This window comes from Shouchella rhizosphaerae (assembly GCF_900142675.1).
Taxonomy (GTDB): Bacteria; Bacillota; Bacilli; order Bacillales; family Bacillaceae_D; genus Shouchella; species Shouchella rhizosphaerae.
Genome location: NZ_FRBS01000001.1, coordinates 222,873 through 236,771, shown reverse-complemented (window position 1 = coordinate 236,771; position 13,899 = coordinate 222,873). Strand labels below are relative to the sequence as shown.

The following is a 13,899-nucleotide window of genomic DNA, read 5'->3' as shown; positions in this document are numbered from 1 at the left end:
CCCCTTACTTAAGGACGTTTTAACATAAGCGCAAGCGCACGCCTAATATATTCATCTGTTTCCAGCGTTTCCGCTTTTAACTGTTTTTCCACTTTTTTCAGCTCTTTTTCAACATAGCCCAAAGCACGCAACGCTTCTAAAGCATCCTCAAGCTGTGGATTTTTTTGCTGTTTGTCAGCGCCAGCAGCAGGTTCCAGCATTGGTGCCATATCATCAAGCTTCCCTTTTAAGTCAAGAATGATTTGTCTTGCTGTTTTTTTGCCGACTCCAGGGAAACGGACAAGCAGCGCCTCATCTTCTTGTTCAATTGCATGGATAATATCTTCTGGTTCTCCAGAAGCAAGAATGGCGAGCGCTCCTTTTGGACCAATGCCAGAGACATTTAAAAGCTTTTCAAACAACAAACGTTCTGTCCTTGTTGTAAACCCAAATAGGCGTTGGCTGTCTTCGCGAACATAGTGGTGTGTCGGGACCACTACCTCCCGATTTAAATCGTTTATAAAACGGTAAGGGTTTGCACAGTAAATTTGGAACCCAATCCCGTTGGCTTCGACCACGAGATAAGCAGGTTCAACTGCAACCAAATTCCCTTTAATATAGTCAATCACAAGCATTCTCCTCTGCATGGCCAAAAAGCGAACATTTATTTCTATTTTAGCATAGCAGATAGCTTTCCGTCATTAAGTTGCTACTAAGCCAGCAAGTGGGTAATGCGATAGCCAGTGCTGCAGCTGCCCATTATCGCCATTGTGCTAACAGGTTTTGCAAATGCTCAAGGCTTTCAATCCGGATGCCTTGTTCAAGCGCCGCAACATCCGATTCGCTTAGCTTTGCTGCCTCAATTTCGCTATAACGTGTGACAATCTGTCCAGCTTCTTGTGCTCCTGTGTAAAGCACGATCCTCCTATCGGCATCTATGCCTAAATAGCCATCCTCTTTTACTTCGGGTGAAAGGTCAAGAATGGTTTTCCGAAAGTGGACAAAGTGGTTGCTTTGGTCAACAAGCTGCCATTCTTCGTATTCCGCCCAAAAGTCGTCAATCGCCCAAATGGTTTCCTCAACACGCTCTGTTCGTATATTTCCATCAGCGAATACGGTTTCACGTAATACTTCCGTGGCATTAGGCGGATTTGCTACTTGGGGAGAATCATTAGACGCGTCTTCGCCAAGAATGATAAATGTTCCTAGTAGCAAAGCGAATGAGGCAGCTCCAAGAGAAAACGGAAGCCAATGTTTGTGGACAACTTGCTTTAACATCATGAACATCCCTTTCCAATCATACTATTGCTTTATCCTCGGCATTTAGCTTGTAATCTATACGAAAATGACACAGGATTTTCATAAAAATTGCCAATAAAAGCGCATGGTTATTGTTAGAATGAAAAGAGAAATTATAAGGAGGGAAACATATTGAGAAAATTAGCTGGAGTGGTCACGGCCTGTTTGCTTTTTTTTATTTTGACAGCTTGCGGGGCGCAAGAAGATAGTGGGCAAGAAGATAACAGTACTGCGGAATCAAGTGAAACCGTTGTCATTAAAGCAATGAACTGGCAGTTTGATAAAGAAGAATATGCGGCTGGCGCTGGTGACGTGACGGTGGAACTTAAAAATGAAGAGGGGAACCACGGCATCGTTATTGTCGGGGCTGATAATGGATCCGATCTTGTCATTAGCGGTTCGGACTCAAAAACCGTCACACTTGAACCAGGGGAGTATGAAATCCAATGCAACATTCCATGTGGTCCTGGCCACGAAGAAATGGTCTCGACTCTGGTTGTTTCTTAATTGCTATGTAGCTCCCCATTACTGGGGAGTTTTCAGTCTGATGGCGGTTATCGACTTTGTCGACAACCTCGCTCCCCATTACTGGGGGGTTTTTTTACTTATTTTGAAACGGGCGCTTTGCTGCATTGCCTAAATCGCGCATCATGTCTGTAAACGTGTCTCGGACATCATCAAAAGCAGCGCCTGAGCGCAATTTATCGTCCATTTTTCGCATATTTTTATAAATGTTGTTATCTGTACTAACAACAACATTTTTGCCTTTGCCGGCCAATTTGCGGACACGGTTTTCGACATGCTGTTTTACATCGTCTGCTTTTTCGTCTTGCTCATAGCCTACAACAACGTCGTCGCGATTAATAATAACGCGGGCTTCCCGAACACCGTCAATTTTCTCAACTTCTTCGCGGATCTCTTCTACCCGGTCGCCATCATAATTGCGATGGTAACGGACTTCTTCCGTTTCCATTCCCTGCCGCATGTTTCCGTCTTGGTTCGTAGAACGCTGTGCGTTTATGCCGCGGTTTCCATCTTTGTTCGTTGTAGCTCGTTGGAAATTCATGCCGCGGTTGCCGTAGTCTGCTCTTCGATTAAGAAAACCATTTTCGTCAACCATTCCTGGACGGTTGTTCCCAGTTATACCACGAACGTAGCCATTGCGTCCTTGATTATACTGGTTAGTCCGGTTCATGCGTTGGTTTTTATTTGAAAAGCGATTGTCGTCAAAGAATGTTTTATCATTCGTGTTGTACGCATTCGGCCCATAATACGGATAGTTGCGGTTGTTGAAGTTGTTGTCCCCATTCAGATTGGCTTCTTGATTGCGGTACGTGTTTGGCTGCATTCCAGCGCGGTTGTTGTCTTGTGTTCCGCAGCCTGCAAGCCCTGTTAGAAGCACGCTCGCGCAAATAAACGATAAAGCTGTTTTTTTCAATGGAAATTCCCCCTTTCGGTCTTAGTATGTACCAAAAAGGGGGAACTACGCTGTTAGATTATGGCTGTCAAAAAGCCGTTAATCTTGTTGGTCTTCTTCTTCGTATGCGTTTATTTGTTCCTCCGGCTCGTATTCCTGCTCTTGCAAATACGGGCTTTGTGGATGTGCCCATTGCTGTGGCTGGGCTGCATAAGGCCCCGTTAAAAAGGATGGAGCTTGGTTCATGTAATGGGGCTGCTGGTATAATTGGTCATCAAGCTGGCCGACAGGCGGCTGCCTATAGGGTCCTGCCTGTTGGTTTAATGTTCCTGGAGCAAAAAAAGGTGTTTGCGGAGGCGGATAGCTGTTTGCTACTGGCATTTGCGGCAAAGCAGCTGGCTGCCACCCTGGATAGCTCTGGAATGGTGCAGCATCGCCGATTTCTCCTTGATAAGGAGAGTAGCGATATTGTCCCCAATTAATGTCCATTTGCTGAGAAAATGGTTGCGCCCCGTTGCTTTGTCCCCAGTTCATCTCTACTTGGTGGGCATACGCTTGTTCTTGGTTCCATCCTTTATTTTCCTGCTGTGGCCAAGGGGTAAAGTTTGTGTTTTGTTGCCCTTGAAAACCTTTGTTTTGATTTTCTTGGATCGGATAGCTTTGTTGATTCGGTCCCCCGCTTTGTTGCACAAACGGGGCGTTGCTTCCCCACGGAGACTGCTGCCCATGAATGCCGCTTTTTGAGCTTCCCTTATGTGCTTGTGGCTGTACTCCATTCCATTCGCCCGCCTCGTTGTCTTTTTTATCCTGTGGCAACGGCTGATGTTTGCCTGCGCTTTCTTGCTGTTTAGGCCCATGCGACTGAGCTTGGAGCTGCGCATTTTCTCCATATGCTTGTGGCTGAAATATTTGTGGCTGATAGGACTGCGGTTGGTTTGCTTGTGGCTGGTATGACTGTGGCGGATAGGACTGCGGCTGATTCGCTTGTGGCTGGTATGACTGTGGCTGATAGGACTGCGGCTGGTTTGCTTGTGGCTGGTATAACTGTGGCTGATAGGACTGCGGCTGATTCGCTTGTGGCTGGTATGACTGTGGCTGATAGGACTGTGGTTGATTTGCTTGTGGCTGGTATGACGGCGGTTGATTCATTTGCTGGCTGTAAAGCTGTTGGTTTGGTGCGTAAGACTGCTGGTACATATTTGCTTGTGGTGCAAACTCTTGGAATGCATTTCCTTGGCAAGGTGTACAAGGCGGCTTTGGCGGAAGCGGCGGATATTCTGGCGGTTTTGCTACACCTTGTTGTGTTTGGCCATAATAGGGCGGCGCTGGCGCGACATTTGCCGCTTGCGTTTTCTCTGATGCCTTCAGCTCCGGCTTTTTAGGTGGTTTAACGGATTGTTCTTTCGCTTTTTGCTGCTTCTTATCTACTTCTTTTGCTTTCGGCGTCGTCTTTTTCTGTTCTTTCCGGACAGCAACTGATCCAGCAGGCACTTTCACTTTCATGCCTGGCATCAACATTTCAGGGTTGGTTAAATTCGGATTCGCTTCTTTTAAATGTTCGTAATCGACTTCATACTTCTCCGCTAATTTCCATAAAGTATCTCCCTTTTGGACAATATGGATTCTCACAGGCTGTTCCCTCCTTACTAGGCATTCATCCTATAGACTATGCAAGAGCATAAAATCGGTTCACATGCAACGTTCCCCAATACTTATGTGTAAACTGCTCGGCCTAGACCAAAAAAATCAATCAAACGGTTTGAAAACCCTTGTCAGACAGGGAGTGAAACCGGGAAGGGATGCAATTAGGACGAGAGTTCGTGAGCCACTGATTCTTGTTTTAAAACGCTCGTTTCACAGTGTAAAGTATACAGAGCGTTTACAAACCTAAAAGAGCAATCCACTGTACGCTCTTTTAGGTTGTCGCTCCAATCATTAAACTTTAAACTGTTGCCAGCATCCGCGCTAAAGCCGTTCTTGCTTCCTCTGCGACATCTTCGGCGACCGTAATTTCAAATTGGCGTTTGCCTTCACGCAGCAAATCCAGTGACCAAGCAAGATGATCCAAATCAATGCGGTTCATTGTTAAACAAAGGCACATAGTTGAGTGAAGAGAAAACACTTGCTTATCGGGATGCTGTTTCGCTAAACGATTGACCAAATTCATTTCCGTCCCAATTGCCCAGGATGTTCCTGGCTCCGCCTGTTTTAATGTTTCAATAATGTAGTGTGTGCTCCCGGCTTTATCAGCAGCTTGCACAACTTCGTGTGTGCACTCTGGATGAACAATCACTTGTGTATGCGGAGAGCGGTCACGCACGTTTTTAATTTGCTCAACTGTAAATTTTTCATGAACAGAGCAGTGCCCTTTCCATAAAATGACGATGATTTCTTCTATGTTCGCACCAGGGGGGAGTTCGAGTTCATGTGTATGAGGATTCCAGACCGCCATTTTTTCTAAAGGAATTCCAAGTGCAAAAGCTGTGTTTCTCCCCAGGTGTTGGTCAGGCAAAAACATTACCCTTGGCTTTTGAGCAAACGCCCACTGCACCATGTTTTTAGCGTTTGATGACGTTACGCATGCGCCACCATGGCGTCCGCAAAACGCTTTAATTTCAGCGGTGCTGTTGACATACGTCAGCGGCAAAATCGTGTCTCCGAATCGTTCCGTCAGCGCTTCCCAAGCACGCTCTGTTTGGGCGATCGAAGCCATATCGGCCATCGAACAGCCAGCGGCAAGATCAGGCAGGATCACATGCTGCTCTCGACTCGTTAGCATGTCTGCTGTCTCCGCCATAAAGTGAACACCGCAAAAAACGATATTGGCCGATGACGTTTGGCCGCACAGTTGCGCAAGTTGCAATGAATCGCCGGTGAAGTCAGCAAATTGGATAACGTCCTCTCGCTGGTAATGGTGGCCTGGTATGAGGAGGTCATTGCCAAAAAATGCTTTTGCTTCGCGAATACGGGCTTCTTTTTCAGCACTTGACATTTCCCGATAGTGATGGGGCAATCTCGCTGGTTGCATTACTTGCATTGTCCTTCCCCCTTTTGTATAAGCATGCTCAAATCGAGTGCAACAACTGAATGTGTCAAAAATCCAAGCGACAGAAAATCAACGCCAGTATTGGCAAATTGCCGCAAATTGGCCATCGTTATCCCTCCTGAGGCCTCCGTCTTTATTCCAGCTGGGACATAGGCCAAGTAAGTCCTAATCGCCTTTGGCGTCGCGTTATCAAACATGATCACATCCGCTTGCGCCGCGACTGCTTCTTTGACTTCGTCTAAAGTCGTCGTCTCTACTTCAATTTTTGCCATCGGCCCAGCATAAGCGCGGGCTTTTTCGATTGCGGCAGCAATGGACGTGCAAGCGGCGATATGGTTTTCTTTTAACATGAGGGCATCGTCAAGGCCAAAACGGTGGTTGGCTCCTCCTCCTATCCTGACTGCAAATTTGTCAAACATTCTAAGCCCTGGCGCTGTTTTTCGGGTATCGCAAACACGAATGCTTGGATCGCCTAATTCTTCCACTGCTTTTGCTGTCAGTGTGGCAATGCCGCACATACGCTGCAATAAATTGAGCAATACCCGTTCACCCGATAATAGCGATTTGACCGGCCCTGTAAAGCGAGCCAATTGCTGCCCTCGTTTCACTTGCTCTCCATCGCGAACAAACAGTTCGACTTCAATGTCAGAATCGAGCAAAGCGTATAGCTGGTTGATCACTTGTGTCCCGGCAAAAATGCCTTCCCCTTTGGCAACTATAACAGCCTCTGCTCTTTCAACAGTGAACAGCGCTTCAGCTGTACGGTCTCCATAACCAATGTCTTCTGCCAAAAATCCCCTTAACTGCTGATCAAGCTTGAGCGGGTTCATATTCTCTCTCCTCTGTTTTCACGAATGCTTTATTCTGTACAGAAAAACAAATCGAGCGCTTCCGCCATTGTTCGTCTGCTGACGGATAATCGCTGCGCCTATGGGTACCTCTTGTTTCCGTGCGCAACAAAGCTGCTTTTACAACAAGCGTAGCAAGCTCATACATAGTACCCGTTTCTAGATCGTCAACGTGCACAACCGTTTTCTTTGGCATTTGTTGAAACGAAGAAAGCCAATTAGCCACTGTTTGCAATCGATAGGCGTCGCGTTCAATGCCTGCATAGGCGCTCATCATTTTTTGCAATTCGCTACGTTCAGGAAGCCCGTGTATCAATGCCTTATTCGGCTGTGGCTTTACCGCTCCCGCTTTTGTTTGTGGATCGGCCAACAAAGCCGCTGCCACTGCTTGCCCGTAAACAAGTGCTTCGACGAGTGAATTGCTAGCTAAACGATTTGCGCCATGAACGCCCGTACAAGCTGCTTCGCCTATCGCGTACAACCCATTTACCGACGTGCGCCCAAATCGGTCTGTCTCAATGCCACCGCATAAAAAATGGGCGCCTGGTTCAATCGGGATTAAGTCTTTGCGAACATCATAGCCATTTCGCTGCAGGCGTTTAAAGATCGCAGGAAACCGACTTGGAAAATCATGCAAATGCCTAGCATCTAAATAAACATTCTCGCCAGATTGCAACGCTTTATGTAATGTGGCCGCTACAACGTCCCGCCCTTCAAGTTCCCCTTTTGCCCATTTTCCCATTAGCCGATGGCCTGCCCGATTGACCAAGTAAGCACCTTCACCGCGGACTGCTTCGCTAATAAGGCTCGGTTCTTTTCCTTTTAAAATCGTCGGATGGAATTGCATGAACTCAAGATCTTTAAGGACAGCGCCAGTCCGATAAGCTAACATTAACCCGTCTCCCGTTGCTCTCTGCTCATTGGAACTATTTTCATACAATTGGCCAGAGCCGCCAGTTGCTATAACCACACAGTCGCCGTAAAAAGCGTGATTAACGGTGCGAACGCCTTGGATTGTTTGATTTTTCACAATCAACTCCAGCACATATTGGTTTTCGTACACATGCACGTTTTCACTGAGTGTCCGCCATAATGTTTCGACAACTGCTAAGCCTGTTTGATCTTGATAAGCATGCAAAATGCGCCGCTTGCTATGGGCTCCTTCATGGCCAAGGACATATTGGCCAGCTGCTTTTTCAAACGGCACCCCTAAAGCATCGAGCTCTTTAATCATTGCTGGAGCCTGCCGAGCGAGCTCAGACGCACGCTTAAACGCATTAAAACCGCTGCCTGCGACAAACGTATCTCTCGCATGGAGTGTCGGATGGTCGGTTTCGCCTACTGCCGCCGCAATCCCCCCTTGAGCCATACAAGAATTGCTGTCCAACCTGCCCGCCTTCATTAAAAGCGATACTTCTGCTTTATCTGCTAATTTGTGGGCAGCCATTAGTCCAGCTATACCGGCGCCAACAATAATAACTGATTTCTTTTTCATAGACTCACTCACTTTACAGTTGTCTTGTCACCTATATTTACATAAACTAATAGAAAACACAACCTTTTTTTAAGAATGGAGATTGCCATGTATTATTTAGACTATAGCGCTACCACGCCGCTTTCGCCCTTTTGCTTAGACGTATATCAAAAGACAGCCCAATTGGCTTTTGCCAATTCAAATAGCCTCCATACTTTTGGGCTTGAAGCAAGAGCGATCCTTGAACAGGCGCGTACGAAGTTTGCATCATTGCTTCGCCTTACAGAAGAAGAACTGTATTTTACTGGGTCGGGTTCTGAAAGCAATTTTTTAGCGATTGTCTCATTAGCATTCGCTTACCGTAATAAAGGTCAGCACCTTGTCTCCACCAAGACGGAGCACCCTTCTGTCCTTGAAGCATTGCACTACTTAGAGAAACATGGATATGAAATCACCTATGTACCTGTAACGGAAGAAGGAAACGTAACAGTCGAAGCGCTTCGTGCTAGCTTGCGTCCTGACACCGTGCTTGCCTCGATTGCTGTCGCTTCCAGTGAAATTGGCACAGTCCAAGACATAGCTCACCTTAGCAACGTCCTACGCTCCCGTGGTATACTGTTTCATAGTGACTGTGTACAAGCATTAGGAAAAATCGAAATTGATTTTTCATTGCTTGATGCAGCAAGTTTTTCGGCTCATAAATTGTATGCTCCGAAAGGGACAGGTGCTGTGTATTTGTCGAAACGTCTCCATTGGCGGGGTTTTTACGAACAAGCCCGTCATGAATCAGGATTTCGTCCAGGCACAGTGGACACGCCAGCAGTTGCTGCCTTTGCCTCTGCAGTCGAACACGCTCTTTCAATTCGGAAAACAAGGATGACTGAGCTAGCGGAACTACGGGATACAATCATTCGCCAGCTGACTGCAACAGGGCATTTTCAATTAATCGGTTCTAAAAAAGAGCGCCTGCCTTTTCATATTGGCATGCTCGTCAAGGGATGGAGCGGGCAGCAATTTATGCTTGAATGCGACCGGGCTGGGTTTGCGATTGCCACTGGTTCAGCTTGCCAAGCTGGCCAAACCAGTCCGCCTCTCTCCCTTTTGGCGCTTGGTTTGACAAACGAGCAAGCTGACCGCTATGTGAGGGTTACGTTAGGAGAACCGACGACGGAAGATGAAGTCGGTATGTTTATTGAACACTGTACCAAGATTGTATGTAGGTGAGATAAAGATGAGAAAAGAGAAAAAATTAAAGTCAGAAGAGCGGCGGGCTGCGATTGTTGAGTGGCTAAAAAAGGAAAACACCCCGTTAAAAGGCAGTGATCTCGCCAAGCGGGCAGGTGTCAGCAGGCAAGTCGTTGTCCAGGACATGTCGCTTTTGAAAGCGAAAGGGGAACCGATTTTCGCTACCGCACAAGGATACATGTACTTGGCCCCGGCTACCAAACAGAAAGTCCAGCGTTTGATTGCCGTACAGCATCGTCCTGAAGATACACGGGAAGAACTTTACACTTTTGTAGACCACGGCCTTACTGTCATCAACGTTTCGATTGAACATGCCATTTATGGTGAATTAACGGGAGCCATGCATATTTCTAACCGCCAAGAAGTTGACGCTTTTTGCGCAACACTTGCTAAAACGAAAGCAAGCCTTCTGTCTGAACTGACAGAAGGCGTCCACCTCCATTTAGTAGAAGGACAAAACGAAGCACAAGTGGAAAAGGCAATCGCCGCGCTCCGAGAAAAGTCGTTTTTGTTAGAAGAGTAGCTAGGCGCTACTCTTCTTAATTAATCGATGCTGTCGCCTTTGAACTGTATGTCGCATAGCTGCCAAGGACTTCAACTTTACAGCCAAGTGCAGTAAGCTCAGCAATCGCTCCTGGCACTAGGACGTCATCCATTAACTGGTCGATGTCAATCAGGAAAAAGTAATTTCCGAGGCCGGTTTTTGTTGGGCGTGATTCGATTTTGGACAAATTCAACTTTCGCCAAGCAAAAGCGGACAACACTTGATGGAGGGCTCCGGCAAAATCAGACGGCAGCGTTACCATCAATGTTGTTTTGTCTCCTGTATGCTCTGGGCCTACTATGTGAGGAGCTTGTTCCTTTTTGGCCGTTAGCACGATAAAGCGCGTCCGGTTATGTTCGAAATCATGGATGTCTCCTTGAGCAACAGCTAATCCATAAGTCGAAGCCGCTTGCGCGTTGGCAATGACACAAGCATCTGCATCGGGGTTTTCAGCGAGCCAAGCGGCAGCCGAACCAGTTGAATCGGCATACTCGATTTCAATTTCAGGATAGTTTTTTTGCAGAAATTGATGGCACTGGGCAATTGCTTGTGGATGGGAAACGACTTTCTTAGGAACGAACGTTTCCCGGTCTTTGTTTGGCGAAAACAGCAAATGTTGCGCGATTTCCAGAGATATGCTTGCTACGATCGGCATGGGCTTATGGTGGATTAAATAATCGAGCGTAATATTCACAGTTCCTTCAATCGCATTTTCAATTGGCACAACTGCATAGTCAATCCCTTTTGCAAATGCGAGATCCAGCACTTTGGGGATGGTTTTCAGTGGAACTAACTCTTCTTTCGGAAACAGGCTGTATGCTGCCATTTCCGTAAACGTGCCTTTCGGGCCTAAAAAACCGACTTTTTTCACAAAAACGCTTCCTTTCTATGATCCTGAACCAACTAGTTCCACCCGTTCAACAGACTCAAGCGCCTCCATCCGTTCAAACAGTTCGTTTATGTCTATTTCAATCGGGGCTGTATCGACAGATAGGGTTATATTTGCTCTGCCTTGCAAGGGGATCGTTTGGTTAATCGTTAAAATATTGGCTCCGGTATCGGCAACAATGTTTAACAATTGCGATAAGGTGCCAGATCGATCTGCAAGGTTGATAGAGAACGTCATGATTCGTTCTTTTGCAATGGCATGGAACGGAAAAATCCCATCTTTGTATTTGTAAAATGCACTCCTGCTTAAACCGACACGATGGACAGCTTCATTGATTTTGCGGACCTTCCCCGCAGAAAGAAGCGCCTTGGCTTCAAGCGTACGCTGCATCGCATCTGTGAGCATGTCTTCCCTGACCAGATAAAACTGCTTTTTCGACATTGGCACGCCCTCTCCTTCGGGCAGTTTTTAGGGCTGTGTAAAACGCCCTTGCTACATTTGATTATAAAAGATGTGTGTCTTTCGTTTCAACAAATCATTTAGGGGAAGGTAGCAGAAGCAATTGGATATAGCTTTACTCCTTTTAAAAAAGGCCAGTACAGCATAGACTGCCTGGCCCGACTAACTCATTCGACAAACTCGAATTCAAATTTCATAATCCGGACTAGGTCGCCGTCTTTTGCGCCTCGCTTCCGCAACGCTTCATCAACGCCCATTTTCCTCATCCTCCGGGCAAAGCGGCGTACAGATTCTTCCCTAGCAAAATCAGTCATTTTAAAGGCACGCTCCAGTTCAGCTCCCGATAATTCAAACACGCCATCGTCTCCACGGGTGATTGTAAACGGCTCAATTGGCAATTCATGTTTATAAAGCACTCTGCCCTCTACTTGCTCTTCGCTGTCATGCAATGGAAACTCTGGCGCATGCTCCAATTCATCAGCAATCGCTAGCATCAATTCACGGACACCGTCTTTCGTGATCGCCGAAACTGGAAAAATTTTCGTTTCCTCGCCAAGTGCCTCTTTAAATCGCTTAAGGTTTTCATTTGCTTCTGGCATGTCCATTTTATTAGCAACCACTAATTGGGGGCGCTCCGTCAACCGGTAATTGTACTGGGATAGTTCTTCATTAATTTTGTGATAGTCTTCCACAGGATCACGCCCTTCCATTGCCGACATATCTACAATATGGACAATGACGCGCGTCCGCTCAATATGCCGCAAAAATTGGTGACCGAGCCCAACGCCTTCATGGGCGCCTTCGATTAAACCAGGCAAATCTGCCATGACAAAACTGCGCCCGTCCTGTGTATCCACTACCCCAAGGTTTGGTGTAATCGTTGTAAAGTGGTATTCAGCAATCTTTGGTTTAGCAGCCGACACAATCGACAGAAGCGTCGATTTTCCGACACTAGGAAAACCAACCAATCCAACGTCGGCAAGCACTTTTAATTCAAGGAGCAAATTCCGTTCTTCCCCTGGCTCGCCATTTTCTGCATGGTCTGGAGCAGGGTTGGCAGGTGTTGCAAAACGGACATTTCCCCGCCCCCCTCGACCACCTTTAGCCACAACAGCCCGTTGGCCGTGTGTAGTCAAGTCAGCAAGCAGCGCCCCTGTCTCCTCATCGGTTACCATCGTACCAGGAGGAACTTTCACAACTAAGTCTTCGGCCTTTTTGCCGTGCATGTTTTTAGACATGCCGTGCTCGCCCCGTTTTCCTTTAAAATGTTTGTTGTAGCGGAAATCCATTAATGTCCGCAAGCCTTCATCCACTTCAAGGATAACACTGGCACCGCGGCCGCCGTCTCCTCCGGCTGGTCCGCCGTCAGGCACATATTTTTCTCTTCGATAAGCCACCATGCCGTTCCCGCCGTCTCCACCTTTGGCGTATACTTTCACTTTATCGACAAACATCTTCGTTCACTCCATTTCCTAATTGGAAGCTGTTGCATCCAGTAAAAACGTTACTGTATAACCTGCTTGTTCTTGCCTAGTTACGTCGACGACGACTGAAGGAGGCATCTCGCTAAAGCAGTTGGAGATACTGTCATTTCTGTATATATGCCCTTGATAGTCAAGTTCGATTAAACAGTTTTGGTCAAAAAACGTGTACGTAACAAAAACGGAACTAGGCCCATCTAGCTGCGGCCATTCAGACAGCAGTGAAAAAAAGCGGGCAAAACATGTAGAAAAAGCATTATCATATTTTGCCAAGTTTAAAAGAGGACCGTCCACTTCGTATGCAATCTCATAAGCTGATTGGTGCCATTTTTGCTCAAGTAAAACAAGCGCTGTTTTTGGCATCCCCATGTTGCACAGGCGGCTCTCATTTGTCGTTTGTTCAACCGCCTCCTCAAGAACAGCCTCAGCCCGCTCCTGATTGCCGATCGCCAAGTTCCCTTTTATTAGCTGGAGCACATTCAGCCAGTCATGGCGAATAGATCCCAATATGCGAATCAATTCGTCGTTGCTCCTCATTTCCATACGTCCCCTTCTACTCACAATTTCCCTGCATATCTTTTCAATTGTACCACACTGTTATGCCGTTTTCATAACGGAATCAGGATGTCTTTTTTTCGTGCTTGTACCTAATTTATTTGCTTTTCTGAAAAAAGCCTTTACAGTTTTGTCAACAACGAATATAATAGAAAAGGTGTTCAATCAAACGCAAAGGAGATGAACAAAATGACAACAATCATGCCATTAACCATTCAACTGCATCGTTCTTTTTGTTCACCCACTATGTGCGTTTTTGCATTGGCTTCAACAGTTTGAGCTTATAAGCAATCGCAGGGTGATAGCCCTGCTTTTTTGACTGCAGGGAGACATCTGCGGTTTTTTTGTGGGCAAAAGCTGGGAAAAATTGAGAGGGGGATAAAAATGTATGGTTTGTTCCAAAAACTAGGAAAAAACACAAAGCAATCGATTTTAAATAAGCAGGTGCCAGGTTCTACCTAATGACTGCACCTTCAGAGGAAGGAGGCGATTTCGTAGATGACGTTTTCATTTATTTTTTTTACGATAAGCATTAAAAAGCGCAAGCGCCCGGAGTATTCCCGCGCCGAACTAGAAGCTTTTATCCATGCCGAAAAAATGGAGCAGGAATACGAACAGCTAAAAACACGCTATTTGCATCACCTTTAATTAATGAGAAAAACG

The 13,899-nt window shown here is 46.4% G+C and carries 15 protein-coding genes; 4 read left to right on the top strand and 11 right to left on the bottom strand.

Annotation, left to right across the window (positions count from 1 at the left end; translation table 11 throughout):
* Nucleotides 1–8 precede the first annotated feature (8 nt).
* Complete coding sequence (ruvA, locus tag BUC05_RS01190; RefSeq protein WP_011246398.1) at nucleotides 9–608, bottom strand: Holliday junction branch migration protein RuvA; 600 nt, start codon at nucleotides 606–608, stop codon at nucleotides 9–11.
* 130 nt (nucleotides 609–738) lie between these two features.
* On the bottom strand, nucleotides 739–1,257 hold the full coding sequence (locus BUC05_RS01185; protein WP_073303971.1) for an intercompartmental signaling factor BofC: 519 nt from the start codon (nucleotides 1,255–1,257) through the stop codon (nucleotides 739–741).
* A gap of 153 nt (nucleotides 1,258–1,410) precedes the next feature.
* Here BUC05_RS01185 and BUC05_RS01180 point away from each other — a divergent pair, with 153 nt between their 5' ends.
* Nucleotides 1,411–1,785 carry a cupredoxin domain-containing protein gene (locus BUC05_RS01180; RefSeq protein ID WP_073303969.1) on the top strand — a complete coding sequence of 125 codons (375 nt, stop codon included), beginning with the start codon at nucleotides 1,411–1,413 and terminating at the stop codon, nucleotides 1,783–1,785.
* 94 nt (nucleotides 1,786–1,879) lie between these two features.
* Here the strand turns inward: BUC05_RS01180 and BUC05_RS01175 are convergent, their stop codons facing one another.
* The 5 genes from BUC05_RS01175 to nadB form a co-directional block, all read right to left on the bottom strand.
* Nucleotides 1,880–2,716 carry a YhcN/YlaJ family sporulation lipoprotein gene (locus BUC05_RS01175; RefSeq protein WP_035204507.1) on the bottom strand — a complete coding sequence of 279 codons (837 nt, stop codon included), beginning with the start codon at nucleotides 2,714–2,716 and terminating at the stop codon, nucleotides 1,880–1,882.
* A gap of 78 nt (nucleotides 2,717–2,794) precedes the next feature.
* Nucleotides 2,795–4,324, bottom strand: a complete 1,530-nt coding sequence (gene safA, locus BUC05_RS01170; protein ID WP_073303967.1) for a SafA/ExsA family spore coat assembly protein — start codon at nucleotides 4,322–4,324, stop codon at nucleotides 2,795–2,797.
* A 313-nt stretch (nucleotides 4,325–4,637) separates the two neighbouring features.
* Nucleotides 4,638–5,732, bottom strand: coding sequence for a quinolinate synthase NadA (nadA, locus tag BUC05_RS01165; RefSeq protein WP_063609904.1), 1,095 nt, complete (start codon nucleotides 5,730–5,732; stop codon nucleotides 4,638–4,640).
* Nucleotides 5,723–6,571: a carboxylating nicotinate-nucleotide diphosphorylase gene (gene nadC / locus BUC05_RS01160; protein WP_063609905.1), complete on the bottom strand. Its 849-nt coding sequence runs from the start codon at nucleotides 6,569–6,571 to the stop codon at nucleotides 5,723–5,725. Before nadC ends, nadA begins: the two co-directional genes overlap by 10 nt.
* A complete protein-coding gene (gene nadB, locus BUC05_RS01155) occupies nucleotides 6,552–8,084 on the bottom strand; it encodes an L-aspartate oxidase (RefSeq protein ID WP_063609906.1) in 1,533 nt (510 codons plus the stop codon). Before nadB ends, nadC begins: the two co-directional genes overlap by 20 nt.
* Before the next feature lie 87 nt (nucleotides 8,085–8,171).
* Between nadB and BUC05_RS01150 the strand changes: the two genes are divergently transcribed.
* Nucleotides 8,172–9,287 carry a cysteine desulfurase family protein gene (locus BUC05_RS01150; protein ID WP_073303965.1) on the top strand — a complete coding sequence of 372 codons (1,116 nt, stop codon included), beginning with the start codon at nucleotides 8,172–8,174 and terminating at the stop codon, nucleotides 9,285–9,287.
* Nucleotides 9,288–9,294: 7 nt separating this feature from the next.
* A complete protein-coding gene (locus BUC05_RS01145) occupies nucleotides 9,295–9,831 on the top strand; it encodes a transcription repressor NadR (protein ID WP_063609908.1) in 537 nt (178 codons plus the stop codon).
* Between the two features lie 16 nt (nucleotides 9,832–9,847).
* On the opposite strand, the gene pheA is transcribed toward BUC05_RS01145, so the two are convergent.
* From pheA to BUC05_RS01125, 4 genes are all read right to left on the bottom strand, one after another.
* Nucleotides 9,848–10,723 (bottom strand): prephenate dehydratase, encoded by an 876-nt coding sequence (gene pheA / locus BUC05_RS01140; RefSeq protein ID WP_035204497.1) that lies wholly within the window; start codon nucleotides 10,721–10,723, stop codon nucleotides 9,848–9,850.
* A 15-nt stretch (nucleotides 10,724–10,738) separates the two neighbouring features.
* A complete protein-coding gene (locus BUC05_RS01135) occupies nucleotides 10,739–11,182 on the bottom strand; it encodes an ACT domain-containing protein (RefSeq protein ID WP_011246387.1) in 444 nt (147 codons plus the stop codon).
* Between the two features lie 185 nt (nucleotides 11,183–11,367).
* On the bottom strand, nucleotides 11,368–12,654 hold the full coding sequence (gene obgE / locus BUC05_RS01130) for a GTPase ObgE (RefSeq protein ID WP_073303963.1): 1,287 nt from the start codon (nucleotides 12,652–12,654) through the stop codon (nucleotides 11,368–11,370).
* 18 nt (nucleotides 12,655–12,672) lie between these two features.
* Nucleotides 12,673–13,218: a Spo0B domain-containing protein gene (locus BUC05_RS01125; protein WP_160162507.1), complete on the bottom strand. Its 546-nt coding sequence runs from the start codon at nucleotides 13,216–13,218 to the stop codon at nucleotides 12,673–12,675.
* A gap of 516 nt (nucleotides 13,219–13,734) precedes the next feature.
* Between BUC05_RS01125 and BUC05_RS01120 the strand changes: the two genes are divergently transcribed.
* Nucleotides 13,735–13,884, top strand: coding sequence for a YrzI family small protein (locus BUC05_RS01120; protein ID WP_082112011.1), 150 nt, complete (start codon nucleotides 13,735–13,737; stop codon nucleotides 13,882–13,884).
* Nucleotides 13,885–13,899 lie beyond the last annotated feature (15 nt).